The 26040-nt window shown below is 65.4% G+C and carries 22 protein-coding genes, 1 tRNA gene and 5 pseudogenes; 16 read left to right on the top strand and 12 right to left on the bottom strand.

Annotation, left to right across the window (positions count from 1 at the left end; all coding sequences use genetic code 11):
• Position 1: 1 nt before the first annotated feature.
• Positions 2 to 1366 carry an O-linked N-acetylglucosamine transferase, SPINDLY family protein gene (locus V5F61_RS08980; protein WP_234051984.1) on the top strand — a complete coding sequence of 455 codons (1365 nt, stop codon included), beginning with the start codon at positions 2 to 4 and terminating at the stop codon, positions 1364 to 1366.
• A 376-nt stretch (positions 1367 to 1742) separates the two neighbouring features.
• On the top strand, positions 1743 to 1976 hold the full coding sequence (locus V5F61_RS08975; protein WP_234051983.1) for a hypothetical protein: 234 nt from the start codon (positions 1743 to 1745) through the stop codon (positions 1974 to 1976).
• A gap of 219 nt (positions 1977 to 2195) precedes the next feature.
• Here the strand turns inward: V5F61_RS08975 and V5F61_RS08970 are convergent.
• Together V5F61_RS08970 and V5F61_RS08965 are read right to left on the bottom strand one after the other, a co-directional pair.
• Positions 2196 to 2383 (bottom strand): annotated as a pseudogene (locus V5F61_RS08970) (transposase); the annotation flags it as partial.
• 394 nt (positions 2384 to 2777) lie between these two features.
• A complete protein-coding gene (locus V5F61_RS08965) occupies positions 2778 to 2990 on the bottom strand; it encodes a hypothetical protein (RefSeq protein ID WP_234051982.1) in 213 nt (70 codons plus the stop codon).
• A gap of 118 nt (positions 2991 to 3108) precedes the next feature.
• On the opposite strand from V5F61_RS08965, the gene nhaA reads away from it, so the two are divergent.
• On the top strand, positions 3109 to 4443 hold the full coding sequence (gene nhaA / locus V5F61_RS08960) for a Na+/H+ antiporter NhaA (RefSeq protein WP_370640730.1): 1335 nt from the start codon (positions 3109 to 3111) through the stop codon (positions 4441 to 4443).
• Here the strand turns inward: nhaA and V5F61_RS08955 are convergent.
• The gene (locus V5F61_RS08955; protein WP_234051980.1) at positions 4433 to 5296 is read right to left on the bottom strand and encodes a transglutaminase family protein; all 864 of its coding nucleotides are present in this window, start codon (positions 5294 to 5296) and stop codon (positions 4433 to 4435) included. The genes nhaA and V5F61_RS08955 overlap by 11 nt on opposite strands.
• A 392-nt stretch (positions 5297 to 5688) precedes the next feature.
• On the opposite strand from V5F61_RS08955, the gene V5F61_RS08950 reads away from it, so the two are divergent.
• Positions 5689 to 5901, top strand: a complete 213-nt coding sequence (locus tag V5F61_RS08950) for a cold-shock protein (RefSeq protein ID WP_234051979.1) — start codon at positions 5689 to 5691, stop codon at positions 5899 to 5901.
• Positions 5902 to 7008: 1107 nt separating this feature from the next.
• Here the strand turns inward: V5F61_RS08950 and V5F61_RS08945 are convergent.
• The 4 genes and pseudogenes from V5F61_RS08945 to tnpA all read right to left on the bottom strand — a co-directional run.
• Positions 7009 to 7521, bottom strand: a pseudogene (locus tag V5F61_RS08945) (IS3 family transposase); the annotation flags it as partial.
• Positions 7440 to 8009: pseudogene (locus tag V5F61_RS08940) on the bottom strand (transposase domain-containing protein); the annotation flags it as partial. The pseudogenes V5F61_RS08940 and V5F61_RS08945, both read right to left, overlap by 82 nt.
• A gap of 84 nt (positions 8010 to 8093) precedes the next feature.
• A complete protein-coding gene (locus V5F61_RS08935; RefSeq protein ID WP_234051977.1) occupies positions 8094 to 8300 on the bottom strand; it encodes a hypothetical protein in 207 nt (68 codons plus the stop codon).
• Positions 8301 to 8410: 110 nt separating this feature from the next.
• Complete coding sequence (gene tnpA / locus V5F61_RS08930; RefSeq protein WP_393987905.1) at positions 8411 to 8923, bottom strand: IS66 family insertion sequence element accessory protein TnpA; 513 nt, start codon at positions 8921 to 8923, stop codon at positions 8411 to 8413.
• Between the two features lie 695 nt (positions 8924 to 9618).
• Here tnpA and V5F61_RS08925 point away from each other — a divergent pair.
• From V5F61_RS08925 to V5F61_RS08910, 4 genes and pseudogenes are all read left to right on the top strand, one after another.
• Positions 9619 to 11388: a DUF3363 domain-containing protein gene (locus V5F61_RS08925; RefSeq protein WP_394104028.1), complete on the top strand. Its 1770-nt coding sequence runs from the start codon at positions 9619 to 9621 to the stop codon at positions 11386 to 11388.
• A gap of 309 nt (positions 11389 to 11697) precedes the next feature.
• Positions 11698 to 11940, top strand: coding sequence for an antitoxin MazE family protein (locus V5F61_RS08920; protein WP_149574306.1), 243 nt, complete (start codon positions 11698 to 11700; stop codon positions 11938 to 11940).
• Positions 11937 to 12290 carry a type II toxin-antitoxin system PemK/MazF family toxin gene (locus tag V5F61_RS08915; RefSeq protein WP_393987903.1) on the top strand — a complete coding sequence of 118 codons (354 nt, stop codon included), beginning with the start codon at positions 11937 to 11939 and terminating at the stop codon, positions 12288 to 12290. Before V5F61_RS08920 ends, V5F61_RS08915 begins: the two co-directional genes overlap by 4 nt.
• 472 nt (positions 12291 to 12762) lie before the next feature.
• Positions 12763 to 13176, top strand: a pseudogene (locus tag V5F61_RS08910) (recombinase family protein); the annotation flags it as partial.
• Between the two features lie 27 nt (positions 13177 to 13203).
• On the opposite strand, the gene V5F61_RS08905 reads toward V5F61_RS08910, so the two are convergent.
• The gene (locus V5F61_RS08905; RefSeq protein WP_393987902.1) at positions 13204 to 13482 is read right to left on the bottom strand and encodes a hypothetical protein; all 279 of its coding nucleotides are present in this window, start codon (positions 13480 to 13482) and stop codon (positions 13204 to 13206) included.
• Between V5F61_RS08905 and V5F61_RS08900 the strand changes: the two are divergent.
• Positions 13369 to 13860, top strand: a pseudogene (locus V5F61_RS08900) (recombinase family protein); the annotation flags it as partial. The gene V5F61_RS08905 and the pseudogene V5F61_RS08900 overlap by 114 nt on opposite strands.
• A 249-nt stretch (positions 13861 to 14109) precedes the next feature.
• Here the strand turns inward: V5F61_RS08900 and V5F61_RS08895 are convergent.
• The 3 genes from V5F61_RS08895 to V5F61_RS08885 form a co-directional block, all read right to left on the bottom strand.
• Positions 14110 to 14274 carry a hypothetical protein gene (locus V5F61_RS08895; RefSeq protein WP_393987901.1) on the bottom strand — a complete coding sequence of 55 codons (165 nt, stop codon included), beginning with the start codon at positions 14272 to 14274 and terminating at the stop codon, positions 14110 to 14112.
• A gap of 93 nt (positions 14275 to 14367) precedes the next feature.
• Positions 14368 to 14444: transfer RNA gene (locus V5F61_RS08890), tRNA-Arg, on the bottom strand.
• Between the two features lie 260 nt (positions 14445 to 14704).
• Complete coding sequence (locus tag V5F61_RS08885) at positions 14705 to 16336, bottom strand: GMC family oxidoreductase (protein WP_393989190.1); 1632 nt, start codon at positions 16334 to 16336, stop codon at positions 14705 to 14707.
• A gap of 183 nt (positions 16337 to 16519) precedes the next feature.
• On the opposite strand from V5F61_RS08885, the gene V5F61_RS08880 reads away from it, so the two are divergent.
• The 3 genes from V5F61_RS08880 to V5F61_RS08870 all read left to right on the top strand — a co-directional run bounded on the left by V5F61_RS08880 (position 16520) and on the right by V5F61_RS08870 (position 20127).
• Positions 16520 to 17890, top strand: a complete 1371-nt coding sequence (locus V5F61_RS08880; protein WP_393989189.1) for a malonyl-CoA decarboxylase — start codon at positions 16520 to 16522, stop codon at positions 17888 to 17890.
• A gap of 37 nt (positions 17891 to 17927) precedes the next feature.
• The gene (locus tag V5F61_RS08875) at positions 17928 to 19466 is read left to right on the top strand and encodes a malonate--CoA ligase (protein ID WP_393989188.1); all 1539 of its coding nucleotides are present in this window, start codon (positions 17928 to 17930) and stop codon (positions 19464 to 19466) included.
• Between the two features lie 160 nt (positions 19467 to 19626).
• Positions 19627 to 20127, top strand: coding sequence for a peptide deformylase (locus V5F61_RS08870; protein WP_393989187.1), 501 nt, complete (start codon positions 19627 to 19629; stop codon positions 20125 to 20127).
• Between the two features lie 82 nt (positions 20128 to 20209).
• On the opposite strand, the gene V5F61_RS08865 is transcribed toward V5F61_RS08870, so the two are convergent.
• Positions 20210 to 21889 carry a methyl-accepting chemotaxis protein gene (locus V5F61_RS08865; protein WP_393989186.1) on the bottom strand — a complete coding sequence of 560 codons (1680 nt, stop codon included), beginning with the start codon at positions 21887 to 21889 and terminating at the stop codon, positions 20210 to 20212.
• Between the two features lie 240 nt (positions 21890 to 22129).
• On the opposite strand from V5F61_RS08865, the gene V5F61_RS08860 reads away from it, so the two are divergent.
• Genes V5F61_RS08860 through V5F61_RS08845 form a run of 4 tightly spaced genes read left to right on the top strand, consistent with a single transcriptional unit; the run spans position 22130 to position 26008 of the window.
• Positions 22130 to 23404 carry a hypothetical protein gene (locus V5F61_RS08860; protein WP_393989185.1) on the top strand — a complete coding sequence of 425 codons (1275 nt, stop codon included), beginning with the start codon at positions 22130 to 22132 and terminating at the stop codon, positions 23402 to 23404.
• A 9-nt stretch (positions 23405 to 23413) separates the two neighbouring features.
• Positions 23414 to 24070, top strand: a complete 657-nt coding sequence (locus tag V5F61_RS08855) for an ABC transporter ATP-binding protein (protein ID WP_393989184.1) — start codon at positions 23414 to 23416, stop codon at positions 24068 to 24070.
• 2 nt (positions 24071 to 24072) lie between these two features.
• Positions 24073 to 24882 carry an ABC transporter permease gene (locus V5F61_RS08850; RefSeq protein WP_393989183.1) on the top strand — a complete coding sequence of 270 codons (810 nt, stop codon included), beginning with the start codon at positions 24073 to 24075 and terminating at the stop codon, positions 24880 to 24882.
• Between the two features lie 22 nt (positions 24883 to 24904).
• Positions 24905 to 26008 carry a glycosyltransferase family 61 protein gene (locus tag V5F61_RS08845; protein ID WP_393989182.1) on the top strand — a complete coding sequence of 368 codons (1104 nt, stop codon included), beginning with the start codon at positions 24905 to 24907 and terminating at the stop codon, positions 26006 to 26008.
• The last annotated feature ends 32 nt before the right edge of the window (positions 26009 to 26040 follow it).

The following is a 26040-nucleotide window of genomic DNA, read 5'->3' as shown; positions in this document are numbered from 1 at the left end:
CATGGACAACTTCGGGCGCAAGCGTGGCATATGCGAATGGAGCGACCTCGACGCCGACGACCTCGCCCTTGAGGCTGCCCTGGCGGACGATATCGGCCATCGCCTCTCACCCTTCCACCTGCTTTCGGTGCCGGGCATGAGCCCGCTTCAGCAGCGGGCCTGCTCGGAGCTCTGGACCCGGGATCGTCGCTCCGCGGCCCACGGTGCGCGCGCCGCGCGCGGGTTCGCCTACCCCGCCCGCGATGGGGAGAAGATCCGCCTCGGCTATCTCTCCAACGATCTCCAGGAGCACGCCACCGCCCACCTGCTGGTGGAGGTGTTGGAAGCCCATGACCGCGACGACTTCGAGGTTTTCGCTTACTCCTTCGGCGCCGACGACGGGCAGCCCATGCGCCGCCGGCTCATGGCGACGTGTGACCGCTTCGTGGACATCTGCGCCATGGACGACGCAGCCGCAGCCGAAGCCATTCACGCGGATGGCGTGGACATCCTCATTGATCTCAAGGGCTTTACCGCTCGGGCCCGCACGGGCATCGTCCTGCTGCGGCCAGCGCCGGTCATCGTCAGCTATCTCGGCTACCCTGGAACGATGGGCTCGGGCATCTGCGACTATCTCATCACAGACCGGTTTCTCACGCCCCCGCAGAGCGCTCCGGATTATGCGGAAGCCCTGGCCTACATGCCGCACACCTATCATCCCCACGGTCGCGGCACGCCGGTGGGGAAGAAACCGCAGAGGAGCGCGGCGGGGCTGCCGGATCACGGCTTCGTCTTCTGCTGCTTCAACCAGCCCTATAAGATTTCGCCGGAGATCTTCGACATCTGGTGTCGACTGCTGGCCCTGGTGCCGGACAGCGTCTTGTGGCTTTTGGACCACCCCCATGCGACCGGGAACCTGCGGAGCGAGGTCATCCGCCGCGGCGTGGATGCACGTCGTCTGATCTTCGGCGCCAACCTGCCGCAGGAGGCGCATCTGGCCCGGCTCCAGCTCGCTGACCTGATGCTCGACACCGCGCCGTTCAACGCCCACACGACGGCGAGCGACGCTCTGTGGGCGGGGGTGCCACTCATCACCTGTCCGGGCGCGACCTTCCCCTCGCGCGTGGCGGGCTCAATCCTCCACGCCATCGGGCTCGGCGACCTCGTCACCCACAGCCTCCAGAGCTATTTCGAGCTGGCCTTCAGCCTCGCTAGCGCACCCGATGAGATGGCCGCCATCAACGCGCGACTTGCCGACAACCGGCTTGCGACGCCCCTCTTCGATGTTGCAGCCTACACCCTCAGCCTTGAAGCCCTTTATCACGCTATGGTTGCGCGCCACCGCGCCAAGCTGCGGCCCTCCACAGTGAGCGCATGGGCGAAGTGACGGCATCCCTACCAGGTCCCCGGGACATCCGAAAGCCGCATTCCTCGCCGATGCTGGATCATCGCGAGGCTCGCCAGATCGGCGGCAAGGCTTGCGTATCCGCACCATCACAACATCTGGAGCCCTCCATGTCCCAGCCACCCGAGCATGCGCTACGCCTTGGCGTCGACGGAAGAATCGAGGCGCTCCACTCCCTTGAGGAGGCAGCCATCTTTATTCGGCGCCACCCCATGGGGGAATATGCTGGCTCGCTTCTGGACCAGATCGCCGGCGCCTCCAACCCTCTCCTGACGGGCCGTGCGTGGGTCGCTGTAACGACTTTCGCAGATGTCATGCAGCGCTCGGAGCGTGTCACTCTCACGCCCAGGATTTGAGCATGAGCCCCCTCACCAACGAGGATCGCGCGCGCGCCGTGTGCGCACGCGTCTTGCGCGCCCGTGGCATGATCGTCGAAGCCGACATTCAGGCCTTCGTCGACCGCTTCTGGCAGATCGTCGCCGCACAGCTCGATGCGCAGATCATTGATGTTTCTGGCCACCCGATTCCGCACACCCTCGAACAAGGCGTTGATGCCTACTGGAACTGGTGCCTGAAACACGCCGCGAAATAACTCAGCAGGAGAAGGGCAGTTCGGATTCAATCCGAGAAACGAGCCTATCGCCCGAGCGTGACCACAACATTCGACGTAATCAAGACGAATGGTGGGTTTGGCGCGTTAAGTCGAATATCCGCAACGTGGCGAGTGGCCAAAGGCCATTCCTCGTGGATCTCAGCCGGATCAAGAAGGAAACGACGAAGCGAAGGTCGCGTAGCACGCTGTGCGTCAGGCGCAGCCGCTCGATGCCCGATAGAGGGTCGCGTTCACAACCTCCCGTAGATCCGTTGTCCCGGGCGGCCGAGCGGCCTGGGGTTGGGCAAGGAGGGCGAAATCAGCGCTCATTCCCGATCCATCAGGTCACTCGAATAGCGCAGGCCACGACGTCTGTGATCGCTCTGGCCGGTTTCGCTCCAGGCCATCGTGGTCTCGATCAAGCTTCCCAACCTGAGAGAATCGCAACCTGCTGAAACCACCCAACTCTTTTCGGGTTGGGCTCTGAGAGAAGCCAATTGCGGGAAGCGGTAGGGCTTCCTTTTCGGCCCGCCGGTCTCGCCGGAGAGTGTTGCCGCCCTGCCTCCTCCCACGAGCCACTGTGGCAACCATCCGTGCGGTAGCGCCAACCGCCGCGCATTTTTGGATTCAAATATCGCTTTAAGCACATATGGTATGCAGAAAAGCGAAAACCGAACAATATGAATTTAGAACGGCATTGAACCGTGATATGATAGAATTATGGAAAACTCTTACCAAGATACTCTGCCTCCCCATGCCGAGGCATTAATTTCCATTGCACGCTGGGAGGGCGAAGGTGGCTCACCGATGCCTCGAAATGAGGCGTCGCGGCAGAATGGCACCTTGACGGATGCAGAGAGGCACGCGCTCGAATGCTTGGGCGCAGCCGTGGTCAAGGCGTGGAGCCAGCTGCCGACGGCTGTTCAACGTGCGCTCTTTTTGAAAATCGCCGCCAGCGCTGACGACGACCCAGCGCAGTTGAAAGCGCTCATCGCGCGCTTTCTTCACAGTCATAAGGACGCCTCCACCAGCAGGGCTGTGAAGACGGAGCTCGACCCGTGCAGAAATATTGGAGTGCCGGATGCCTCTGGCAGGTTCCGAGGGTGAACCGCAAAAGCACATCATGAATAAGATCATGAACGGCCTCGGGCGGCTTCCTCAGGAGCCAGCAGACCGGTTCACCAAGCCGTTCATGCGCTTCCTGCACATCGAGGCCATGGCCAGCGCAGCGCTCCTGATGGCCACGATCGTGGCTCTTGCCCTCTCCAACTCTCCTTGGTCGAAGCCGTTTCTGGCGATCTGGGAAACGCCCATCGGCCTGACGATCGGCGACATCAGCCTTTCCCGTTCCCTGCAGCATTGGATCAACGATGGCCTGATGACGCTCTTCTTCTTCGTCGTGGCCCTCGAACTGAAGCGTGAAATGGCCCTCGGAGAATTGCGCAATCCGCGGACCGTCGCGCTCTCACTCGCGGCGGCACTCGGCGGAATGGCGGTGCCTGCCGGCCTGTTTCTCGGGTTGCAGAGCGGCAGTGATGGCTGGCATGGCTGGGGCGTCGTCATGGCGACGGACACCGCCTTCGTCATCGGGGCTCTTGCGGTCCTGGGTCCCCGCATTCCATTGAGCTTGAGACTGTTCCTGCTATCGCTGGCGATCTTTGATGATGTCGGCGCGATCGTGGTGGTGACTGTCGGCTATGGCGGGTCTCTCTCCTGGCCGCCCCTCGTCCTGGCGGGCGTGGGTTTCGGCGTGGTGGCGGCCATCTCGCGGCTGGGAATTCGCAGCATCCCGATTTATTTCGCCATCGGTGGGGCCATCTGGCTGGCACTGGATGCGGGTGGCATTCACCCGACCTTAGCTGGCGTGATTCTCGGCCTGATGACCCCCGCCCGGAGTTGGGTCAGCGACATTCGCCTGCATGCCATCTTCGATCGGGTGGTGGCCTATCCGCCCGGCGAGCATTGGACCGGCGACACCGAGGGGCGACAGGACCTGCGGCGGGCCGGCATCGCCGCCCGCGAGGCGCTCTCGCCCGTCGAGCGACTGGAGATGCTGCTCCATCCTTGGGTTGCGTTTGCGGTCATGCCGCTTTTTGCCTTGGCGAACGCTGGCGTCAGTATTGTGCCCTCCGAACTCCACCGCGAGCTTGCATTTGCTGTCTTCGCAGGCTTCGTTGTCGGAAAGCCGGCGGGCATCGTGATGTTCAGCGCTATTGCTGTCGCGCTGGGCCTCGGCAAACGACCGGCCGGGCTCTCCTGGGGCTTGCTGGCGGCGGGAGCCATGCTCACGGGTATTGGCTTCACCATGGCCCTGTTCATTGCCGAGATGGCATTCGACGGGGGGCTGCTCACGTCCGCAAAGCTCGGGATTCTGGCGGCGTCGGTGGTCTCCGCTGCCGGCGGGCTGCTGGCGCTGATCCTTCTGACATCCCCTGGACCGCGGCACTCCATTGCCGTCATGAGGTGACGTGGACGTCCACTGTCATGTTCTGGAAGGCGTTGCTGTTTCCCACGAAGCTGCCCTCAACCGGAATGGCTTGGCGGATGTCACGCACCACCGCCACCGGGATGAGGTTGAAGCCGCCCATGCTGCGATTGGTCGGATCAAACGGGATCCAGCCTGCTCCGGGCACGAACACCTCTGCCCAGGCATGGGTCGAGCCCCACCCCTGAGAACCCGCGAAAGTTCCCGCCGGATTGTAGAGATACCCCGAGACGAGGCGCGCGCCGAAGCCAAGGCTACGCACGGCCTCCACGAACAGCACCGCGAAATCCCGGCATGAGCCCCAGCCACGGTCCAGAGTGTGCTCCGGGGATTGCGTCCCCTCCTCGTCGCGGCTCTGATATGAGATCTGCTGCGACACGCCAGCACTGAGGTCCTGGAGCAGGGACAGCGTATCGGTGGGGTTTCCCCGAACGAAGCCCTGCGCCCAGCTTCGCAGCCGTCCGGAGGCGTCGGGGAACTGCGGCACGCCCAATGCCCCAAGATCCGTCCACTCGTCGTCGGAATAGCGAAACGGGAAGGACACGGCGGTGCCGGCGATGGCGAACACCGGCCAGGGCGCGGCATCGAGCTGCAGTTCCGTCGTGCTGTCGATCACCAGATGATCCCCGGCGACCCCAAAGGTCGCCGTGGCGACGGCGTTGCCGAACACATCCTGGGCCCAGTTCACGGTCGCTGCCGGCGTCAACGTGAGGTGGTTGGACATCACCCGCAGGTCGCGGCTTTCCCGGGGGCGAAGCATCAGTCGGTGAGGACCGAAGGTCACCGGCTGATGGAAGCGATAGGTGGTGCGGTGGTAGATCTGAAGTGTGATCAATGGGCGCTCTCCATCGGGCGGTGTCGGGTCATGAGGGCGTGGCGGGGATGCAAAGGCAAGCTTGCGCACATGGCGCCGCCTGAGGCCACGCGGCGAGGCCATCTTGGGCTCGATCGTGTGTCCACAGGAGACGGCACCACGCATCTCCCCAGCCGTATACACTGTATACTCAGCACAAAACGTACCAATTTTCCGATTGAAACTCATATAAATAAAAAGTCGTTGCTATTTCGAGCGTTCTGGCCCATATTTGAATTGTCGATAGAAAGCCTGATCAATTGGCTTCGCGCAGAACAAAATGCTGCGCACAACCAAAAATTCTCGCCAAAAAATGCGATTTCGACGCCCAGCCAGCAGGCTGGGAGCTAAATATTAGATCGAAAGGGTTTCCCATGACTGAGGGAACCGTGAAGTGGTTCAACGCCCAGAAGGGCTTTGGATTTATCGTCCCCGATGCAGGTGGCGGCGACGCCTTCGTCCATATCAGCGCGGTGGAGCGCGCGGGTCTCAGCGATCTGCGCGAAGGCCAGAAGGTGGGCTTTGAGCTCGTTGCGGACCGCAAGAGCGGCAAGATGTCCGCCGAAATGCTTAAGGACCTGAGCTGATTTGAATGGCCGTCGGACCGGACCCTTCCGGGAATGGCGGCCCTGCACATCGCGCGCCTGTCGCTGACCGCGGATGTACCGGCAGCTTTGACCGCGATGTGCCCCCCTTCGCCCTGCAGGGCGTGCGACGCCTTGCTACCTCATTGAGGTTGCGAGGCGTTTTTCGTTTCACCCCCGGTATCAAACGATAGACTTCCAGGAGGCACCTATGGCCAAAGGCCAGCAACGCGGCAATCGCGAAGCCAAGAAGCCGAAAAAGATAAAGCAGCCTGAGACCCAACCCCTCTTCGTCAAAGGGACTCCCGCGTCCACAGGAACTCCAAAAAAGAAGAGCTAAACTGAGGTACGGTCATGAACATCCGAACACGTGAAACCACCGTCACATTCGATCACCCCTTTCGCCTGGGCGACGCCGATGCCCTCCTGCCGGCGGGGACGTATCGTGTGGTGACGGATGAAGAGCAGCTTCTTGGCGTCTCCTTCGTCGCGTACCGGCGTGTAGCGTCGATGCTGCATACCCCAGCGATTTCCACCCCTCAGGGGCGAAGTGCACGTCTCGATATCGACCCTGTCGAGTTGGAGGCGGCCCTGTTGAAGGATCGCCAACGATCGACCAGCAGCCGCGATTTTCCCTCGGCCGTCGCCGCCGATCAGATGAACGCCCCCTTCACAGGAGTGGCCAATGTCGCTCCAGTTCCGCCGCCTGTTCGCAGCCGACTTTTTTAGCGCGCGGATTTTCGGCCGGCGCCCAGGTGCGCCGCAGGCCATGCCCGACAGCGGAAAGGCAGCCAGATCGCCATGAATAAAGGCCTCAACATCGTTTTTCAGTCGCTCGACGCCGAGCACCTGCTCGCCCGGGTGATCTGGCGCGAGCAAGATGTCGGCGGAGGCACCCTCACGCTCGATATCCCTGTCCGTAACAGCGCTAACGCACCAAAAAGCAACGTCCAGCTCCAGGCGGACGCTCGGGCTCTGGCTATCCGCTTTGCCCGGGCGTTCGCCGATACTATCCAAGATTAGCTTACTGCATCGGCTGTCATGGACCGCGCTGCGGGGTAGAAAGTTTAGCTGCTGCCGGTTCCGTGGCCAGCGGGTTAAGTTAGCATAGCGGGCCTCGAACTCCATGGGGCTGAGATAGCCCAGTTTCGAATGACGTCTGCACAGGTTGTAGAAGCGCTCAATGTAATCGAAGACATCAGCCCGCGCTTCGTCTCGGGTGCGGTAGACCTTGCGGGCGGTCCGCTCGGTTTTCAGGGAAGAGAAGAAGCTCTCCATCACGGAATTATCCCAGACGTTGCCGGCCCGGCTCATCGAACAGGTGATGCCGTTATCGGCCAGAAGCCCTTGAAACTGCGCACTTGTGTATTGCGATCCCTGGTCCGAGTGATGCCGCAGGGAATCGGCCTTGCCGCGCCGCCAGACGGCCATCATCAGCGCATCCATGACCAGCGAGGTATCCCGCTCGGCCCTCATGCGCCGCCGACCCATCCGGCCAGCGTGGAGCGTGCCAGATCGACACCATGCCGGGCGAAGATCTGCGACTGCCGGTAGAGCGGCGTGTGATCGCAATATTTGCAGATCAGCACCTGCGCCAGCAGCGCCGGCGTCGCCAGACCGCCGGCAATCAACCGCTCCGGCGCGGGCGCCTGCGTGACGCTTTCGCAGACACGGCACGCGTATTTGGGCCGCGTGATACGGATCACCCGCAGCTGCGCCGGAACCCAGTCGAGCATCTCCGCCTGGCTCTCGTCGATGGCATGGAGAGGGCCACCGCAGCACGCGCAGACCTCGTGCTCGACGTCGATGAGCACGTCTTTGCGCGGCAGGTCATCGGGCCGTGCCTTGCGATGGGGCGGCCGCTCGGCCGGCGGCTCATCGACGCCTGGCCGGCACTCCCTGATGCGGGCGATGTCGCTGTCGAGATCTTCCAGCGCGAGCGCCACCTGATCGGGAGCGAGGCGTTTGGAACGGCGGCCGAACTGCCCCCGCTGCAGCTCCTTGATGATCGACTGAAGGCGCTCGATCTCGCCGTCGCGGCTCTCGACGACACCCACAATCTCGCGCACCAGCTGGTGCAGGAGGTCGACATCGGAGGGCAGGTTATCCATATCGAGCCGCATGCGCTATTCTACTGCAAAACCGCGTCGCGCCCAAGCTTAGAAGCCTTCATCTGTCGGCATTTGCGTGTCTTTTCATCCCGCCAGCGCCGGTTTCCAGACACGTTCCGGCGCACGCCAGTCGATGCCTTCGATCAGCATGGCCACACGTGCCGCCGGCGTTCCTTCGTCCAGCGCGACGGGCGCCAGCTTCGCGCGCTTCTTCTGCGCGACGCCGAACTGCACCCGCCAGCGGAACAGCAGTCCCGTGACGATGCCGTGCTTGCGCGCCACGCTCGACACGCTGACGCCCGCCTAGTCGCTCTCTAGTGCGATGGCGCGCTTTTCCTCGTCGCTGAAGACACGCTGGATCGGCTGCCGCGGCGCCTCCGGTTCGCCCTACGACGGAGCCGTCAAGAGGCTGTCCGCCGGCTTTTGCTGGCACTAGTGCCAACGACCGGACGGGCGGAGGGGTGAAGATGCGCGTGCCAGTCGATTTCCACCTCGCCCTCGCCCAGCCGGTCGCGCCATTTGCGCAGGCTCGTCGGCGACAGATTGAGCGCAGCGGCGTACTCGCGCATGCCCATCCCGCTCCAGTTCATCGCTTCGATGTGCATCGCCCAGAATGCTTGGACTGCACGGTTGCGTTCATCCGTGCTCACGCTGAAGCGCAGCCGGGCGCGTTTCTTCTGGCGCTTTTCCTCGGCTTCGCGGCGCCGCTCACGACGCAGTTCCGCCTGATATTCTGCATGCTTACGGGCCGTTTCCTTGCCGACCAGATACTTCAGCCAGCGATCGAACGGGCCCTTCCAAAGTCCATGCTGGCGGCAATAGTTCGTCCGGTTCAGCCCGCTCTGCCGCCACGCTCCGATGTGAACGACCCAATAGGACTGCCGCGCCGTGTTCTCGAAATGTCTTAAATTCATTGGAGATCCTCCATCCCGCGAAGGAACGCGACATGCCCCAATTTTGCACTACTCCAATACGGTTCCGGGACCAAACGTTTACAGGAAGGCAGGAAGGCAAGATAAAGCGGATTTTCAATCCGCGCTCGCGTTGCTCGCAAAGTATTGTCTGCACATTGTTTTCTGCTTCAGAAAACGCGGGATTCGGTCGTCGTGCAGGGCGCGCTGCTGCTGCTCTGTCTCAGAATATGGTCCAATCTGAGTAGGTTGACGATTTTATCCTGAAAGGTGCGCGCCGTATTTCATACGCTACGGCAAGTTTTTCTACGCTATACGACGACTAGTCGAGTCAAAGGCTTGAATGCCTCGAATTCACTGCCAATCCTGCCGGAATGGCAGACCGGGACGACAGTGATTTTCGTATCCGCGCGGGGCGGCCGCGCGCCAAGGGCACGCGCGCCCACCCGCGGGCACAGTCCTTCCTGAACCAAGTCCAGGCCGTCGCGCGCAAGGCCGGCGGAACGTCGTCTCATGGCGATGGCCCGGCCGGGAAGGGAAGCGGGCGGTTCAATGCGCGCGGGCGCGGCGCCAGGGTGGTGGCCGGCTTCCCGGCGGAGGGGCGGGGTCAGGACAAAGGCGGTCCACGTTTCCGGTCCCGCCGCGTGGTGGTGAAGGCCCGCATCGTCAGGCTCAACCCCCGGCGCGGGGCATCGGGCATGCGCGGCACCGCCCGCACCGCCATGGACGCCCACCTGCGCTATCTGGAGCGCGACGGGGTCACGCGGGAGGGCGAGAAGGGGCGGGCCTATTCCGCGTTGGAGGACGAGGCGGACGGCCGCGCCTTCGTTGAACGGGGACGCGACGACCGCCACCAGTTCCGGTTCATCATCGCACCCGAGGATGCCGTCGAGCTGGGCGACCTCAAGACCTTCACCCGTGACCTCATGCGCCAGATGGAGCAGGACCTCGACACCCGGCTCGACTGGATCGCCGTCGATCACCACAACACCGGCCATCCCCACACCCACATCATCGTGCGGGGCGTGCTCGATGATGGCCGCATCCTGAACATCGCCGGCGACTACATCGCCCAAGGCATCCGCCACCGGGCGCAGGAACTGGTGACGCTGGAACTCGGGCCGCAGACTGAGCTGGACGTGGCCCAGAAGCTTCGGCGGGAAGTCGAGGCCGAGCGGCTGACCCGGCTCGACCGGATGCTCCTCGCCGAGCAGGAGGAGCGGGGCATCGTCGACCTGCGGCCCGATGCTTCCGACAGCTATACGGTGCGGGCCAATCGTCACTTGCTGGTGGACCGGGCGAAGCGGCTGGAGCGCTACGACCTTGCCGAGGAAGTCGAGCCCGCCCGCTGGCGGCTGAAGGCGGATGCGGAGCGCACGCTGCGCGACCTCGGCACGCGCAACGAGATCGTCGCGACCCTGCAGCGCGCGCTGGCCGATCACGGCCTCGCCGAGGAGCGGGGGACGGATCGCTATGTCATCCATGGCCAGACCGTCACCGAGCCCATCGTCGGGCGGGTGTTGGCCAAGGGCCTTGCCGCCGGCGATGAGATGGGCGACCGAATGCACCTCGTCATCGACGCCGTGGATGGACGCACCCACTACGTGGAAACGGCCGATGCTGCCCGGCTGGATGCGATCGGACGGGGGCACATCGTTGCGCTCGATCCCATTCCGCTCAAAGCCGAGCCGCGGGCGGCGGACCTCAACATCCGCGACCTCGCGGAACGCTTGGGCGGCATCTACCGGCCGAGCGCGCATCTGGAGGCCGCCCGCCCGGAGATCGAGCGGATCAAGGGCGATCCGGAAGCCTATGTCCGCTCCCACGTGCGCCGGCTCGAAGCGCTCCGCCGGGCCGGCCATGTGGAGCGCCTCGATGCCGACCACTGGAAGATCCCCGCCGACATCGCCGCGCGGGGCATGGCCTATGATGCGCGGGACCAGGCAAAGGACTTTTCCGTCCGCACGCTCTCGACCCTCAACCTTGACCACCAGGTAAGCAGCGACGGGGCGACCTGGCTCGACCGGGAGCTGGCGTCACGCGAGCGGACGCCGCTGGCCGAGGCGGGTTTCGGCCGAGAGGTGAGCGAGGCGATGGAGAGGCGGCGGCAAAGCCTCGTCGATCAGGGCCACGCCACCCGTCTCGACGACGGCCGCATCCGTGCGCCGAAAGACCTGTTGGAGCGTCTGGAGCGCGCCGAGATCGCGCGCGTTGGCCGCGAGATGGCCGCGGAACGGGGATTGGCCTTCACGGAGGCAAAGCCCGGCGAATATGTCAGCGGCAAGCTCACCGGCTCCGCCAACCTCGCCTCCGGCCGCTTCGCCATGATCGACGACGGCATGGGCTTCCAGCTCGTGCCGTGGCAACCCACAATCGAGAAGCGTATCGGGCAGTACGTCACCGGTACCGTGCGCGACGACGGCGGCATCGAATGGGGCTTCGGACGCAAACGCGGGATCGGGCTGTGAGAAGCTCCTCGAACCGGTAGCACATGAGCAAGTCTTGTCCGCTTGGAAACAAGTGGGCCGGACCTGACCCAGCCCCTCAAGGCCAAGCCGCTTCGCGGTGGCGCGTGCCGCGCCAGCCTTGACCGGCAGGCTCATGCCCGGCAAAGGCTCGGCAAGCAGATAAGGCGAGTTAGGTGCGGAGCGCTCCGTGCGCGATGGAGGAGGGATCGAACGGCGTTCGGGGGAGTGCAGACTCTGATTGGGAGCGGGCGGTCCGCTTTCCGGAAGCACTGGCCGAAAGCGGGTCTTCCTGCTAGGTTACATGTAACCATGGCGAGGTCCCATCACGTGCCCACGGCATCGACGCCCAAGTCCTCCCGCGTGAAGGTGCGGGATTATCGCGCCCGTCTGCGGTCCCAGGGCTTGCGACCCATCCAGATCTGGGTGCCCGACGTGCGCGCGCCGTCCTTCCGGTCGGAGGCGCATCGCCAGTCGCTGGCCGTTGCGACGAGCCCCCAGGCCGGTGAGGATCAGGCCTTCATCGACGCGGTATCGGATTGGGGTGATGAATGAGGCGCGGCGACATCTGGACCGTCGCCGGCGGCAAGGACTATGCGGGCAAGCCACGTCCCGTTGTCATCGTGCAGGATGATACCTTCGACGCCACGGATTCGATCACCATCTGCGCCTTCACCACCGACGAGACCGAGGCACCTTTGTTCCGCCTCCCCGTGGCGCCCAACGCGCGCAACGGGCTCAGGACCACGTGCCGCCTGATGGTGGACAAGATCACCACCGTCCCGAAATCCAAGGTCGGGGCGCGCGTTGGGCGCCTGGACGATGAGGATGTCCTGCGCCTCAACCGGGCCATCGTGGTCTTCCTCGGATTGGCTGCATCTTCCGGAGCGAAGCGGCGGTCATAGAACCGACGTGAGCAGTCCTCGCCCGCTATAGCTTCTCCGCTACGCTTCTCTATTTCCGTATCGGATAAGTATTTTCGCGCTGGTCTACGAGATCGTAGCCGGGCGTAAAATTAGGCTATTCTTGAACTTGCCCGATGGCGTGATCCTGCGGACATGCTCCGGTCACGCCCTCTTCGTCGAAGGAAGACACAAACCATCGCGTCCTGCGAAGGGCTGATCCCGTCTTCTGGTTCTACCGATGTGTCACGCTCGAAAGGATCGAATTCCGGCATCGGAAGGTGCGGAAAATCTCTGAAACGCCTTGCGCCGCAAGACTCGCATGCGCATGATTCGGGCGTCTGGCACGTCACCGACGACTGGCCATCGACCGTCCCGATCACCACCGACGAGGTCGACGTGATCGAAGCATTCTTGCGGCAGGCGATCGACGCGCTTCTGAAGTGACGGCACCGAAGCGAGGGGAAGTCCGGCCATGAACGTGACCCTGCCTGTTGCGAGCCGCGCCGTGCTCTATCTCAGGGTTTCCACCACCCGGCAGGCGGAGGTCGACCTTTCCATTCCAGACCAGCGCCTTCAGACCGCAGCCTATTGCGAGCGGCAGGGGTGGCCGGTCCTCGCCGAATATGTCGAGCCGGGCGCCTCCGCCATGGACGACAATCGGCACGAGTTCCAGCGGATGATCGAGCGGGCGTGCGACGACGATCATCCATTCGATGTCGTCGTCGTCCACAGCTTCAGCCGCTTCTTCCGTGATGCCTTCGGGCTGGAGATGTACATCCGCCGCCTCGCCAAGCACGGCGTGCGGCTCGTTTCCATCACCCAGGAACTCGGGGACGATCCGGCCCAGGTGATGATGCGACAGGTCATCGCCCTGTTCGACGAATACCAGTCCCGCGAGAATGCCAAGCACGTCCTACGCGCGATGAAGGAGAACGCCCGGCAGGGCTTCTACAACGGGGCGCGCCTGCCGCTCGGCTTCACCCTCGAAGAGGTGGAGAAGCGTGGCCACCGCACCAAGAAGCGGATTGTCGTCGATCCCGTCGAAGCCGAACTCGTTCGACTCATGTTCGATCTTTATCTGCAAGGCGACGGCACGTCTGGCCCCATGGGCATCAAGGAGATCACCAAGCACCTCAACGCCAAGGGCTATCGCACCCGGCTCGGCGCGAGGTTCGGTGTCGGCACCGTACATGGGATCCTGACCAACACCGTCTATGTGGGGGCGTGGAGCTTCAACAAGCGCAACTCCAAGACCGGGCAGGTGAAGCCACAGACCGAGGTCATCCCCATCGCCGTTCCGGCCATGGTCGACCGCACCATCTTCGACAAGGTGCAGAAGACCCTGAAGGCCAAGAGCCCGCAGAACAGCCCGCCGCGGGCCATCACCGGACCGATCCTTCTGACCGGCCTTGCCTATTGTGCGTCCTGCGGCTGCGCCATGACCCTGCGCACCGGCACGTCGAAGACCGGCAGGGTCTACCGCTATTACAGTTGCTCGTCCTCTGCCCGCGTGGGCGAGGCAGCCTGCAAGGGCCGCTCGGTCCCCATGGACAAGCTCGACCAACTCGTGACCAAGCATGTGGCGGAGCGCATTCTTCTCCCCGAACGACTGGAGGCGTTGCTCCACTCCGTTGCCGACCGGCGCATGCAGGCCGATGCCGAGGTCCAGGGCCGGATCGAGGATTTGCGCCGCGAAGCCGGAGCTACGGAAGACAAGCTCCGGCGGCTCTACGAACTGGTGGAGGATGGTCTCACCGACCTCGACGACATGCTGAAGGAGCGCATTGCAGCGCTCAAGTCCGACCGCGACCGGGCGCGGTCAGCCCTGGAGCGGATCGCGAACCGGGGTGTAGCCGGGCGGCTGGACCCGGACCGGATTGCCCGGTTCGGCCAGCTCATGCGCACCAACATCACCGAAGGTGCGGTACCGTTCCGCAAGGCCTATCTGCGATCCCTGATCGACGCGGTGGAGGTCGATGACCACGTCATCCGCATCCACGGTTCAAAGACAGTGCTGGAACGGGCCGTACTCGCCGATCGGGCCACCCATCCGGGGGTTCGCGGCTTTGTACGCAAATGGCGCACCCATCAGGATTCGAACCTGAGACCTCTACCTTCGGAGGGTAGCGCTCTATCCAGCTGAGCTATGGGTGCCTGTTGCTTACGCAGTGCTTACGCGGAAAACCTGTAGGGTGGAAGCCTCAACGGTAACTCCCGCAAACCTTTGTAAACAAACTCCTTTTCTACGTCTCTCACAAACCAGCAGCCCTTGACTTCAGCCTTCGGAGGGCGGCGCTCTATCCAGCTGAGCTACGGGTGCAATGACGCATGGCATCGACGAATGCCTTCATAGTCCATGAACCGGCATCCGGCAACTGCATGCGTCGGGTTTCGCACAGGCGCGTTGGAACGCCTCAGCGCGCGTCCTCCAGGATCATGGCGGACGCCTTCTCCGCGATCATGATGGTCGGCGAATTGGTGTTGCCGGAGGTGATGGCGGGCATCACCGAGGCATCCGCCACCCGCAGGCCGGCGATGCCCCGCACACGCAGCCGGGTGTCCACCACCGCCGAGGGATCGGAGCCCAGGCCCATCTTCGCCGTGCCCACGGGGTGGAAGATGGTGGTGCCCACATCCCCCGCGGCGTGGCGCAGGGCGGCCTCGTCGCCATCGGCGGCGGAGGGGCCCGGCACCAGCTCCTGCGGAGCGAAGGCGGCGAGCACCGGCCGACGGGCGATGCGGCGCGCCACGCGGATGGACTGCGCGGCCACGCGCAGGTCCTCCTCGCTCGAAAGGTAGTTCGGGCGGATGGCGGGCGCGGCGGCGGGGTCCGGGCTCTTGAGCCGCAGCGTGCCGCGCGAGGTGGGGCGCAGATTGCATACGCTCATGGTGAAGGCGGGAAAGCGGTGCAGCGGCTCGCCGAACTTGTCGAGCGAGAGCGGCTGCACGTGGAATTCGAGGTCCGCCCGCTCCTTCTCGGGAAACGAGCGGGTGAACAGGCCGAGCTGCGAGGGCGCCATGGTGAGCGGCCCGCGCCGCCGCAAAGCAAAGTCGAGCCCCATGCCGATGCGACCGAGAAGAGAATGGTAGCGCTCGTTCAGCGTGCCCGCGCCCGAGACCTTGAACACCGTGCGCAGCTGCAGGTGATCCTGCAGGTTGGCGCCCACGCCGGGCAGGTGGTGGGCCACGGCGATGCCGAACTCGGCGAGATGGTCCGCCGGCCCGATGCCGGACAGCATCAGGAGCTGCGGCGAGCCGATCGCACCCGCCGCCAGCACCACCTCGCGCCGGGCGGCGAGGGTGCGGCGGGTTCCATCCTTCATGCGCGCCACCACGCCGGTGGCGCGGCCGCCTTCGAGGCACACCCGCTCCACATGGCCGGCGGTGACCAGATCGAGATTGGGACGCGAAAGCGCCGGCTTCAGGAAGCCGCGCGCCGCGCTCCAGCGCAGGCCGCGCTTCTGGTTCACGTGGAAATAGCAGGAGCCGGTATTGTCGCCGGTGTTGAAGTCATCGATAGGGGGAATGCCGTCCTCGGCGGCGGCGCGGCGCACCGCGTCGAGCAGCGGCCAGGTGACGCGCGGAAACTCCACGTGCCATTCCCCACCCGCGCCGTGGAAGCGGCCCGCACCGAGGAAATGGTCCTCATGCCGCTTGAACAGGGGCAGAACATCCTCCCACCCCCAGCCTTCGAGGCCGAACTGGCGCCAGTGGTCGTAGTCTCCCGCCTGGCCGCGCATGTAGATCATGGCGTTGATGGCGGAGGACCCGCCGATGACCTTGCCGCGCGGATAGGAAAGCGCGCGCCCGTTGAGCCCCGGCTCGGGCTCGGTCTTGAAGCACCAGTCTGCCCGCGGATTGCCGATAGCGAAGAGATAGCCGACGGGAATGTGGAACCAGATCCAGTCGTCCTTCCCGCCCGCCTCGATGACGCAGACCCGCACGGCGGGATCGGCGGAGAGGCGATTGGCAAGGACGCAGCCGGCGGAGCCGGCCCCCACGATCACATAGTCGTACGGCTGCGACACGTCCGCCGCGTGCGCCATGGTCTTCCTCCCGAACATCATTTTTATTGCCGGGGAGAGTGCGGTGATCGGGGCCGGAAGGCAAGCCGCCCTCCCCCGCCCGCGGCGGCGATGGGGAATAGGCGCCCTCCCCCCTTGCCTTCGGCGCGCGGCGCCTGTCCCATGCAGGCCATGCGTTCGGACCGGCACGGGGGATCAGAGGCCATGAGTTCCAACACCTCCTTCTTCGGCGACCTCCTCGGCAGCATCGCGGAGCGCGGCCGCGCCCTGCTGGAACGCTCCAGCCGGGTGAGCGGCGCCACCAAGGCGGCAACCCTGGTGGAGCGATGCGAGGACCTGCTCTCGGGCAAGGGCGAAGCCTCGGGCGTCGCGCTCGCCACCGATATTCTCGACCGCTACGGCCGCATGAAGACGGGCGAGCGCATCGCCTTCTTCGAGGCCCTTGCGCAAACCTTCGGGGTGGACCGCGCCCGGCTCGACACGGCGATCGAAGCCTATGGCCGCACCGGATCGGATGCCGCCGCCGCCGAGCTGCACGCTGCCAGCGAGCCGCGCCGGCTGGAGCTGTTCCGCCGCTTCAACATGGCGCCGGGGGCAACCTTGTCGCTGGTGCGCATGCGCGAGCACGTGATGGACGCGCTGGTGCACCGCAACGACCTCTCCGCCGTGGACCGAGACTTCGGCCACCTGTTCTCGACCTGGTTCAATCGGGGGTTCCTGGTGCTGCGCCGCATCGACTGGTCCACGCCCGCCAACGTGCTGGAAAAGATCATCCGCTACGAGGCGGTGCACGAGATCCGCGACTGGAATGACCTGCGCGCCCGCGTCGACAGCCCGGACCGGCACTGCTACGCCTTCTTCCATCCGGCGCTGGTGGACGAGCCCCTCATCTTCGTGGAAGTGGCGCTGGAGAAGGACATTCCCGGCGCCATCGCGCCCATCCTCGACCAGCAGCGCGAGCATCTCGACCCCGCCAAGGCCACCACGGCGGTGTTCTATTCCATCTCCAATTGCCAGCGGGGCCTTGCCGGCGTGTCGTTCGGCAACTTCCTCATCAAGCAGGTGGTGGAGGAAATCTCGCGCGAGCTGCCGAACCTGTCCACCTTCGTCACCCTCTCCCCTGTGCCCGCCTTCCGGCGCTGGCTGGACGCCGAGCGCGTGAGCGGCTCCTCGGCGGTGCTCACGGCGGCGGACATAGAAACGCTGAAACTGCTCGACGATGCCGAATGGCCGCAGAAGGAGGAGGCGAAGGACGCCCTCGCCCCCGTGCTGAAGGCGGCGGCGGCCTATTATTTCCTGGTGGCGCGCACCGCCAAGGGGCGGCCGGTGGACCCGGTGGCCCGCTTCCACCTGGGCAACGGCGCGCGGCTGGAGCGCATCAACCCCATGGGCGACCTCTCCGCGAAGGGCATCGGCCAGGCCGCAGGCCTGATGGTGAACTACCGCTATGTGCTCACCGACATCGAGAAGAACCACGAGGCCTTCTTCGGCAAGGGCGACGTGGTGGCGAGCGCGGCCGTCAAGAAGATGCTCCGTTCCGAGCACACCGCCCGCGCCCTGGTGCCGGCGAGCTGAAACGACAGGCATTGCAAGCGATAAAAGGGAAACGCCCATGGACCCGCGCCACGCCAGCGCCAACCACCTGTTCGCGGCCTTCCGCGACGCCATGCCCGCCCTGGACCAGGCCCTTGCCCTCCATGCCGACGGCCGCGCGGAGACCTATGGCGACGCGCTCGCCCTCTCCGGCCGGCTCGCCAACCTGCTGGTGGCGCGGGGCGTGAAGCCGGGGGACCGGGTGGCGGTGCAGGTGGAAAAGTCCTGGCCGGCCCTGGTGCTCTATCTCGCGACGGTGCGGGCGGGGGCGGCCTACCTGCCGCTCAACACCGCGTACACGCTGGCGGAGGTGGAGTATTTCTTCACCGACGCCGAGCCATCCGTGTTCGTCTGCCGGCCGGAAATTCTCGCCGAGGCGCAGGCCCTGGCGCAGAAGGTGAAGGTGCCGGTGGTGGAGACGCTGGGAAGCGACGGTGCCGGCTCTCTCACCGCTGCCGCTGCGGCGCTGCCGGAGGCGTTCACGGACGTGGCGCGCAGGCCGGACGACCTTGCCGCCATCCTCTACACCTCGGGCACCACGGGCCGGGCCAAGGGGGCCATGCTCAGCCATGACAACCTGCTCTCCAATGCGCTGGTGCTAAAGGACTATTGGCGCTTCACGCGGGACGACGTGCTGATCCACGCGCTGCCCATCTTCCACACCCACGGCCTGTTCGTGGCCTCGAACGTCATCCTGCTCGCCGGCGCATCCATGATCTTCCTGCCGAAGTTCGATGCCGCCGAGGTGATTGCGCTGATGCCGAAGGCCACCTGCCTCATGGGGGTGCCCACCTTCTATACGCGCCTGCTGGACCAGCCCGGCCTCGACCGCGAGGCGGCACGGACCATGCGCCTGTTCATCTCCGGTTCGGCGCCGCTGCTGGCGGAGACCCACCGCGCATTCCAGGCGCGCACCGGCCACGCCATTCTCGAACGCTACGGTATGACCGAGACCAACATGACCACCTCGAACCCCTATGACGGCGCGCGCATCGCCGGCACGGTGGGCCTGCCGCTACCCGGCGTCGCGGTGCGCATCACCGATCCCGAGAGCGGACGCGTGCTCGACGCCGGCGAGATCGGCATGATCGAGGTGCAGGGACCGAACGTGTTCAAGGGCTACTGGCGCATGCCCGAGAAGACCCGCGCGGAGTTCCGCGACGGCTTCTTCATCACCGGCGACCTCGGGCGGATCGACGCGGCAGGCTACGTCTCCATCGTCGGGCGCGGCAAGGATCTTGTCATCACCGGCGGGTTCAACGTCTACCCCAAGGAGGTGGAGAGCGAGATCGACGCCATCCCCGGCGTGCTGGAAAGCGCCGTCATCGGCGTGCCGCACCCCGATTTCGGAGAGGGCGTCACCGCCGTAGTGGTGCTGAAGACGGGCGCCCGCCTCACGGAAGAAGACCTGCATGTCGCCCTCGCCGACCGGCTGGCGAAGTTCAAGCAGCCGAAGAAGGTGTTCTTCGTGGCGGAGCTGCCGCGCAACACCATGGGCAAAGTGCAGAAGAACGTGCTGCGAGAGACCTATCGCGACGCCTATCGCGGCACGGCCTGAGGCGCGCGGACGAAAAGGCGGCGGCCGCGGAGCGCGCCCGTCCCCTAGAGCATTTTCCGCACGCACCGGCTCGCAGAAATAGCTCTATATCACTGATGCCACGCGTTTTCTTCACGCGAAGCGGAATCCACTTCGCTTGAAATGCTCTGGGAGCGAACATATGGCCGTCCGGCCCATCGTGACCTTCCCCGACCCGCGCCTGCGCGCTGTGGCGGAACAGGTTCAAGCCTTCGACGAGGCCCTGCGGCGCCTTGCCGAGGACCTTCTCGACACCATGCGCGCTGCGCCGGGCATCGGCATCACCGCCCCGCACATCGGCGTGGCACTGCGGGTGGTGGTGCTGGAGCTTTCGACGGAGGACGGGGTGCGCACCTACGTCAATCCGAGCATCGTCTGGACCTCGCCGGAGATGATCCGCCACCAGGAGGGCAGCGTCTCCATGCCCGGCGCCACCGAGGAGGTGGAGCGGCATGCGCGCGTGCGCGTGGCCTACCAGGACCTCGACGGGGCGGAGCGCGAGGAGGAAGCAGACGGGCTACTCGCCATCTGCCACCAGCACGAGATCGACCAGCTCGACGGCATCTTCTGGCTTCAGCGCCTGTCGCGGCTGAAGCGGGAGCGCCTCGTCCGCCGCTACGGCAAGCAGCAGCGCGGGGCCTAGAGCCGAGCCCAGCCGGCGACGATGCGCCAGCGGGCAGGCGGCAGCACCGCGCCGGCCGTAGGCGGGCGGCGGGCCGCCACCCTCAGGCGGCGGCGAACTCCTCGACGAAGGTGTCGACCGTCTTGCGCAGGTCCCCGGCCTGGCGCGAGAGGCCGGCGGACAGCGTCATGAGTTGGCTGGAGGCGGAGCCCGTCATGCCTGCCGCCTGCCCCACGCCGGCGATGTTCTGCATCACCTGATGGGTGCCGGCGGCGGCCTTCTGGCAGTTATGGGCGATTTCCGCCGTGGCCGCGCTCTGCTGCTCCACCGCGCCCGAGATGGCCGAGGAGATCTCCTTGATGGTGGTGATGACACGGGCGATGCCGGCCATGGACTGCACGGTGCTCTCGGTTGCGCTCTGGATCTCCGACACCTTGGCGCCGATCTCCTCAGTGGCCTTCGAGGTCTGGCCGGCGAGCTGCTTCACCTCTTCCGCCACCACGGCGAAGCCCCTCCCCGCCTCGCCCGCCCGCGCGGCCTCGATGGTCGCGTTGAGGGCCAGAAGGTTGGTCTGGTCGGCGATGGAGCGGATGAGGCCGATGACGTCGCCGATGGCGGCGGCCGCCGTCGCGAGGTCGGCGATGCGCGCATTGGAGCTCTGCGCCTCGGCGAAGGCCGTGTCGGCGATCTGCACCGAATGCGCGACCTGGCTGCTGATCTCGCGGATGGAGGCCGCCATTTCCTCCGAGGAGGCTGCCACCGTCTCCACGTTGGCGGAAGCCTCACCCGCGGCGCCCGAGACCGCCTGCGCCTGCTGGGAGGTCTGCTCGGCCGTGGCGGAGAGGCCGCCGGCCGCGTCCGCCACCTCGCCCGAGGAACCCACGAAGCCGGCGGCAAGCTGCTGCATGCGCTCGACGAAGGTGGCCGCGAGCGCCTCGCGGCGGGCGTGGGCGTCCCGGTCGAAATTCTCCAGCGTGGTGTGCTCCTGCTTCAGCCGCTCGCCCTCGCGCAGGCGGTCGCGCATGTAGACCACGCTCCGGCCGATGGCGCCGATCTCGTCGGAGCGCTCGGCGGTGGCGATGCCCATTTCCAGATGGCCGTCGCCAATGGCCCGCACCTCCGTGGAGAGCGCCTCCAGGGGCCGGATGATGGAGCGGGAGAAGAAATAGGCGACCACGCCCAGCGCCGCCACCACCAGCAGCACCACCAGGCCGAGCTGGCGCAGCTGCGCGTAGAATGTGGCATTCACGTCGTCCACGTACACGCCGGTGACGACCACCCAGTTCCAGGGCCGGAAGGGCGCCTCATAGGAGATCTTCTGCACGGGGGTGCGGTCCGGTCCGGGCTTCGGAAAGTAGAAGGAGGTGAAGCCTCCGCCCGCCTTGGCGTTGTTCACCTCGCTCTCGATCAGGCGGGTGCCGTAGGAATCCGTCTCGTTGATGCGATCCTTGCCTTCGAGATCGGCGCGCGTGCCGTGATAGAGGGTCACGCCCTCGAAATTGTGCACGAAGAGATAGTTGTATCCGTCGAAACGCGTGCGGTGGATCATCTCGGCGGCGCGCTTCTGCGCCTCTTCCTCGGTGATGACGCCGCTGCGCGCCGCCTGGTAGAAGCCGTCGATCTGCGAGATGGCGGCTTCCACGATGTTCTGCGCCGCGCGCTTGCGCTCGGCGATCATGTTGTCCCGCAGATCGAGCATGAACATGGCGCTGAGCGCCAGCAGGCCGAGCATGAACATGCCGATGAGAAGGAAGATTCTGGCCTTGATCGACGTCACGCCCATGGCTGCACTCTCAGGTTGTCGGCGCGGCACGCCTCAACGGCCATTCGCCTGCGCGCCCGGCAACTTACCGTGACGTGAGCCGACCTCCAGTATCGTCAGGACCACTCATTTTGTCGCAGGCCGGCGCGCCCCGTGGAGCGGGCGGGATGGACCGGCCGGCTCGCGGGATGCTAAGAGCCGCACAAGCCTCATCGGCTCCCTTGAATCCATCCAGTCCCGGCGGCGGGAGGAGACGGCGCGGTGAACCAGACGGTCGCATCGGTGCATTCCGTTCCGGCGCCGCGCGATGCCGACCACCTCGTGAAGCGGAACGCGCGCGTGCGCGAAGAGCTGCGCCGACAGGCACGGCAGGCCCGCATGCGCGGCTCGGCCGCCAAGCCCGCCAGCAGCGCCTTCTGGAGCGCCGAGGCCCGCGCCATCAGCGAGTTCCGGCTGCCGCTGATGGCGAGCTTCATCGTCATCGTCGGGCTGCCGACACTGCTCGCGGCCATCTATTTCGGCCTTTTCGCCTCCAGCCAATATGTCTCTGAAGCGCGCTTTGCAGTGCGCTCGGCGGAGCACGCGGGCGTCAACCTGTCCGGCGTCTCCGCGCTCAAGGGCATGGCGGAGGTGCAGGATTCGCTCATCATCGCCGATTATCTGAAAAGCCTCGCGGTGGTGGAAGCGCTAGAAGAGAAGATCCGGCTGCGCGAGTTGTTCTCCAGGAGCGGCATCGACTGGTTCTCGCGCTTCAATCCCGACCGCCCCATCGAGCGGCTGGAGCGCACATGGCGCAGCCAGATCGACACCGCCATCGAATCCCCCTCGGGCATCATCACGGTGAAGGTCTGGGCCTTCTCGCCGGAGGATTCGCTGAAGATCGCGCAGGCCATCGTGAGCCTGAGCGAGGACATGGTGAACAAGCTCAACGCGAGGACCCGCGAGGACGCCATCGCCCAGAGCCAGGCCGAGCTCGCCCGTTCCGAGGACCGCCTGCGCAAGGCCCGCGCAGCGGTGCGCGACCTGCGCAACGAGGTGGGCGTCATCGACCCCGTGCGCGCCAACGAGGGCATCGGCAAGCTCATTGGCGAACTCGAGAGCGACCTCGCGCTGATCGACCAGGAGATCGGCACCGCCCGGCGCACCCTGGGCCCAGGCGCGCCGCAATTCGCGGTGCTGGAGGCGCGCCGACAGGCCATCCGCGACAATATCGCCGCCCTCAAGGCCCGCCTCACCGCCCCCGCCGGGGCGGACAAGGACACCCTCTCCGCGGTGATGACGCGCTACGACACCCTCGACCTCGAGCGCCAGATCGCCGAAAAGCAATATACGGCCGATGCCGCGGCGCTGGAGGAGGCGCGCGTGGTGTCGGAGCGGCAGGGCATGTATCTCGCCACCTTCGTGAAGCCGGTGCCGGCCCAGGAGGCCGACTGGCCCCACCGCTTCTGGTTGCCCGCAGCGGCGGCGCTGGTCTTCTCCCTGGTCTGGCTCGTCATCGTTTCGGTGTTCGAGCTGCTGCGGCACCTGAAGGCGTAAGGATCGCGCGTGATCGTCACCGACCGCCTCACCAAGACCTACTGGACCCACCTGCGCCGCAAGGTGGTGCTGCGCGACGTCTCGGTCACGCTCAACCCGCGCCTGAGCTATGGCCTGCTGGGGCAGAACGGGGCGGGCAAGTCCACCTTCCTGAAGCTGATCGCCGGCACGGAGGCGCCGACTTCAGGGCGCGTCTACCGCTCGGTTCGCCTCTCCTGGCCGCTTGGCTTCGCGGGCGGCTTCCACCCGGCCATGACCGGGCGTGAGAACATCCGCTTCCTGGCCCGCGTCTATGATGCGGACATCCCGGCGGTGACCGAGTTCGTGGAAGATTTCTCCGAGCTCGGGCGCGACCTCGACATGCCCGTGAAGACCTATTCCTCGGGCATGACCTCCCGCCTCGCCTTCGCCGTGTCCATGGCCATCGAGTTCGACTTCTACCTCGTGGACGAGATCACCGCCGTCGGCGATGCCCGCTTCCAGATGAAGTGCGCGCGCGCCTTCGCGGAGCGGCGGGCGCGCGCGGGCATGATCATGGCGTCCCACGCCACCGGCACCATCAAGGACTATTGCAGCGCCGGCATGGTGCTGCAGAAGGGCCGCCTGATGGTGTTCGAGGACGTGAACGACGCCATCGAGGTGCACCGCCAGGCGATGGAGGCCTGAGGATGAGCGAGGCGCCCGCACGCCCCACGCGCTTCGCCGGCGAAAGCTGGCGCACTGCCTCGGCCATGCACGCGCGCGCGGTGGGCGCGGTCATCATGCGCGATCTGCAGACTCGGTTCGGCGCCGGCTACCTGGGCTTCCTTTTGGGCCTCATCATGCCGCTCGGACACCTCACCGTCGCCATGACGGTGATGTCTGTGCTCGGACGCTCGGCGCCGATCGGGCCGAGCATTCCGCTGTTCGCCATGACGGGCATCCTGCCTTTCATCATCTGGCTCTATACACATCGGCAGATCATGGTCACGCTGGCACAGAACCGACCGCTGCTCTACTTCCCGGGAGTGGACGTGTTCGATCTGTTCTCCGCGCGCATCATCCTGGAGGTTTCCAGCGCCACGCTGGTGGTGGTGATCGTGCTGACGACCCTCGCGCTGATCGGCCACGACATCAATCCAGATGACCCGGCCCGCTTCGTCTACGGCCTGGTAGAGGCATGGCTTCTCGGCATCTCCACCGGACTGTTCTTCGGCGTCGCCGGCGCGCTCGCCCCGGCGCTGATCCTCATCGGAAGCCTGCTTGGCCCGCTGTTCTGGGTCACCTCCGGCATCATCTACCTGCCTGACCTGCTACCCGAGAAGCTCATAGACGTTCTCAAATATTTCCCCCTCTGCCAGATCGTCGACGGCACGCGGATGGGGTTCTATTCGGAATACGAGAGCTCCTTCTATTCCGCGGCCTATCCCGCCATAGCCATCCTGGCTCTTCTTTTCATATCGTCCGTCATCCTGCAGGTGGTCCGCAAGGTTACCTGAGCCACACCTGAGGGAAGAACGCATGACCCGCGAAGGGCGGATGATCGCCGCATCCATGACCCGCACCGTGGAGCGGGCCTGCCTGAGCCCGCCCCGCCCGCTCGCCTACCCGGTTTTTCTCGCCGAAGAGGGCGTCATCGCCCCACCCGGGCTCGATGTCCTGAAAGGTCCCATCACGCGCGTGCGCCAGGCCGACCACTTCCGGCTGGTGCACGAGCGGAACCTCCATGTGCTCGGCTTCCGCACCCTGCTCACGGAGGACCGCCGCCTCCTGCTCGACGAGAGCGAGGTCGAGCCGTTCGACACCGGCAAGATCCTCGACAAGCTGACGGGCGCTCAGAATGAGGACTGCATCATCCGCGCCACCGACGATGGCGTGGAGGTGATGCTGAGCGACGATGTGGTCGAGATCGACGAGCCGGTCATCTTCGCCGGGTCCGACGAGCCCTCGAATTTCGGCTCCTGGCTCTACCGCATTCTCCCGAAGCTCATCGACAGCCCGTATCGCGATTATCCGGTCCTTCTCTACAACTACGCCCCATGGATGAACGCCCTCGCCGATCAGGTCTTCGACGGTCGGGTCCGCTTCATCGGCCACCCCATCCCCCGCACCTGCCGGCTCCGGGAGGCCCTGGTCCCCAGCCTGCGCAATGTCGACGTCTATTTCGACGCCGGCGCGAAGGCCTTCTACGAGGGCATCGCCGATATCCAGAAGGGCAGGTCCGGCCGGGAGAAGATCTATCTCTCACGGCGCGGCCAGACCATCCGCCCGCTGCTGAACGAGGCGGCGCTGGAGGAGCGCCTGGGTGCGCTCGGCTTCCACATCGTCCAGCCGGAGAAGCTCTCCTTTCCGGACCAGATCGCGCTCATGCGCGATGCGCGGGTGATCGTCTGCCCCGGCGGCTCGGGCCTGTTCTCCACCGTGTTTGCAGCCGCGGCGGAATTCGTGCTCGACCTGGAGGCGGGAACCGACTGGCTCTACGCCCACCACAACCTGCTGCGTTCGACCGCCAAGCGGCACACCATCCTGTTCGGAGCGCGGAAGGCGGGACACTACGGGCCACATGCTCCCTGGCGCATCGATGTCGACGCGGTGGTCCAGGCGCTGTCCCATGCCGCAGCCTGAGCTGGCTAAATTACACGCAAAGAGTGCTATTA

The organism is Xanthobacter sediminis, assembly GCF_043195015.1.
Taxonomy (GTDB): Bacteria; Pseudomonadota; Alphaproteobacteria; order Rhizobiales; family Xanthobacteraceae; genus Xanthobacter.
Note: the sequence above shows the minus strand (reverse complement) of the source record. Positions and strands in the feature narration are given on the sequence as shown.

Excerpts from the sequence above, each read along its gene's own strand:
- V5F61_RS08980 (WP_234051984.1), top strand. The coding sequence starts at position 2 with ATGGACAACTTCGGGCGCAAGCGTGGCATATGCGAATGGAGCGACCTC.
- V5F61_RS08975 (WP_234051983.1), top strand. The coding sequence starts at position 1,743 with ATGAGCCCCCTCACCAACGAGGATCGCGCGCGCGCCGTGTGCGCACGC.
- V5F61_RS08965 (WP_234051982.1), bottom strand. The coding sequence starts at position 2,990 with ATGACTGTGAAGAAAGCGCGCGATGAGCGCTTTCAACTGCGCTGGGTC.
- V5F61_RS08950 (WP_234051979.1), top strand. The coding sequence starts at position 5,689 with ATGACTGAGGGAACCGTGAAGTGGTTCAACGCCCAGAAGGGCTTTGGA.
- tnpA (WP_393987905.1), bottom strand. The coding sequence starts at position 8,923 with ATGAATTTAAGACATTTCGAGAACACGGCGCGGCAGTCCTATTGGGTC.
- V5F61_RS08925 (WP_394104028.1), top strand. The coding sequence starts at position 9,619 with ATGCGCGGCACCGCCCGCACCGCCATGGACGCCCACCTGCGCTATCTG.
- V5F61_RS08920 (WP_149574306.1), top strand. The coding sequence starts at position 11,698 with ATGGCGAGGTCCCATCACGTGCCCACGGCATCGACGCCCAAGTCCTCC.
- V5F61_RS08915 (WP_393987903.1), top strand. The coding sequence starts at position 11,937 with ATGAGGCGCGGCGACATCTGGACCGTCGCCGGCGGCAAGGACTATGCG.
- V5F61_RS08905 (WP_393987902.1), bottom strand. The coding sequence starts at position 13,482 with ATGTACGGTGCCGACACCGAACCTCGCGCCGAGCCGGGTGCGATAGCC.
- V5F61_RS08885 (WP_393989190.1), bottom strand. The coding sequence starts at position 16,336 with ATGGCGCACGCGGCGGACGTGTCGCAGCCGTACGACTATGTGATCGTG.
- V5F61_RS08880 (WP_393989189.1), top strand. The coding sequence starts at position 16,520 with ATGAGTTCCAACACCTCCTTCTTCGGCGACCTCCTCGGCAGCATCGCG.
- V5F61_RS08875 (WP_393989188.1), top strand. The coding sequence starts at position 17,928 with ATGGACCCGCGCCACGCCAGCGCCAACCACCTGTTCGCGGCCTTCCGC.
- V5F61_RS08870 (WP_393989187.1), top strand. The coding sequence starts at position 19,627 with ATGGCCGTCCGGCCCATCGTGACCTTCCCCGACCCGCGCCTGCGCGCT.
- V5F61_RS08865 (WP_393989186.1), bottom strand. The coding sequence starts at position 21,889 with ATGGGCGTGACGTCGATCAAGGCCAGAATCTTCCTTCTCATCGGCATG.
- V5F61_RS08850 (WP_393989183.1), top strand. The coding sequence starts at position 24,073 with ATGAGCGAGGCGCCCGCACGCCCCACGCGCTTCGCCGGCGAAAGCTGG.
- V5F61_RS08845 (WP_393989182.1), top strand. The coding sequence starts at position 24,905 with ATGACCCGCGAAGGGCGGATGATCGCCGCATCCATGACCCGCACCGTG.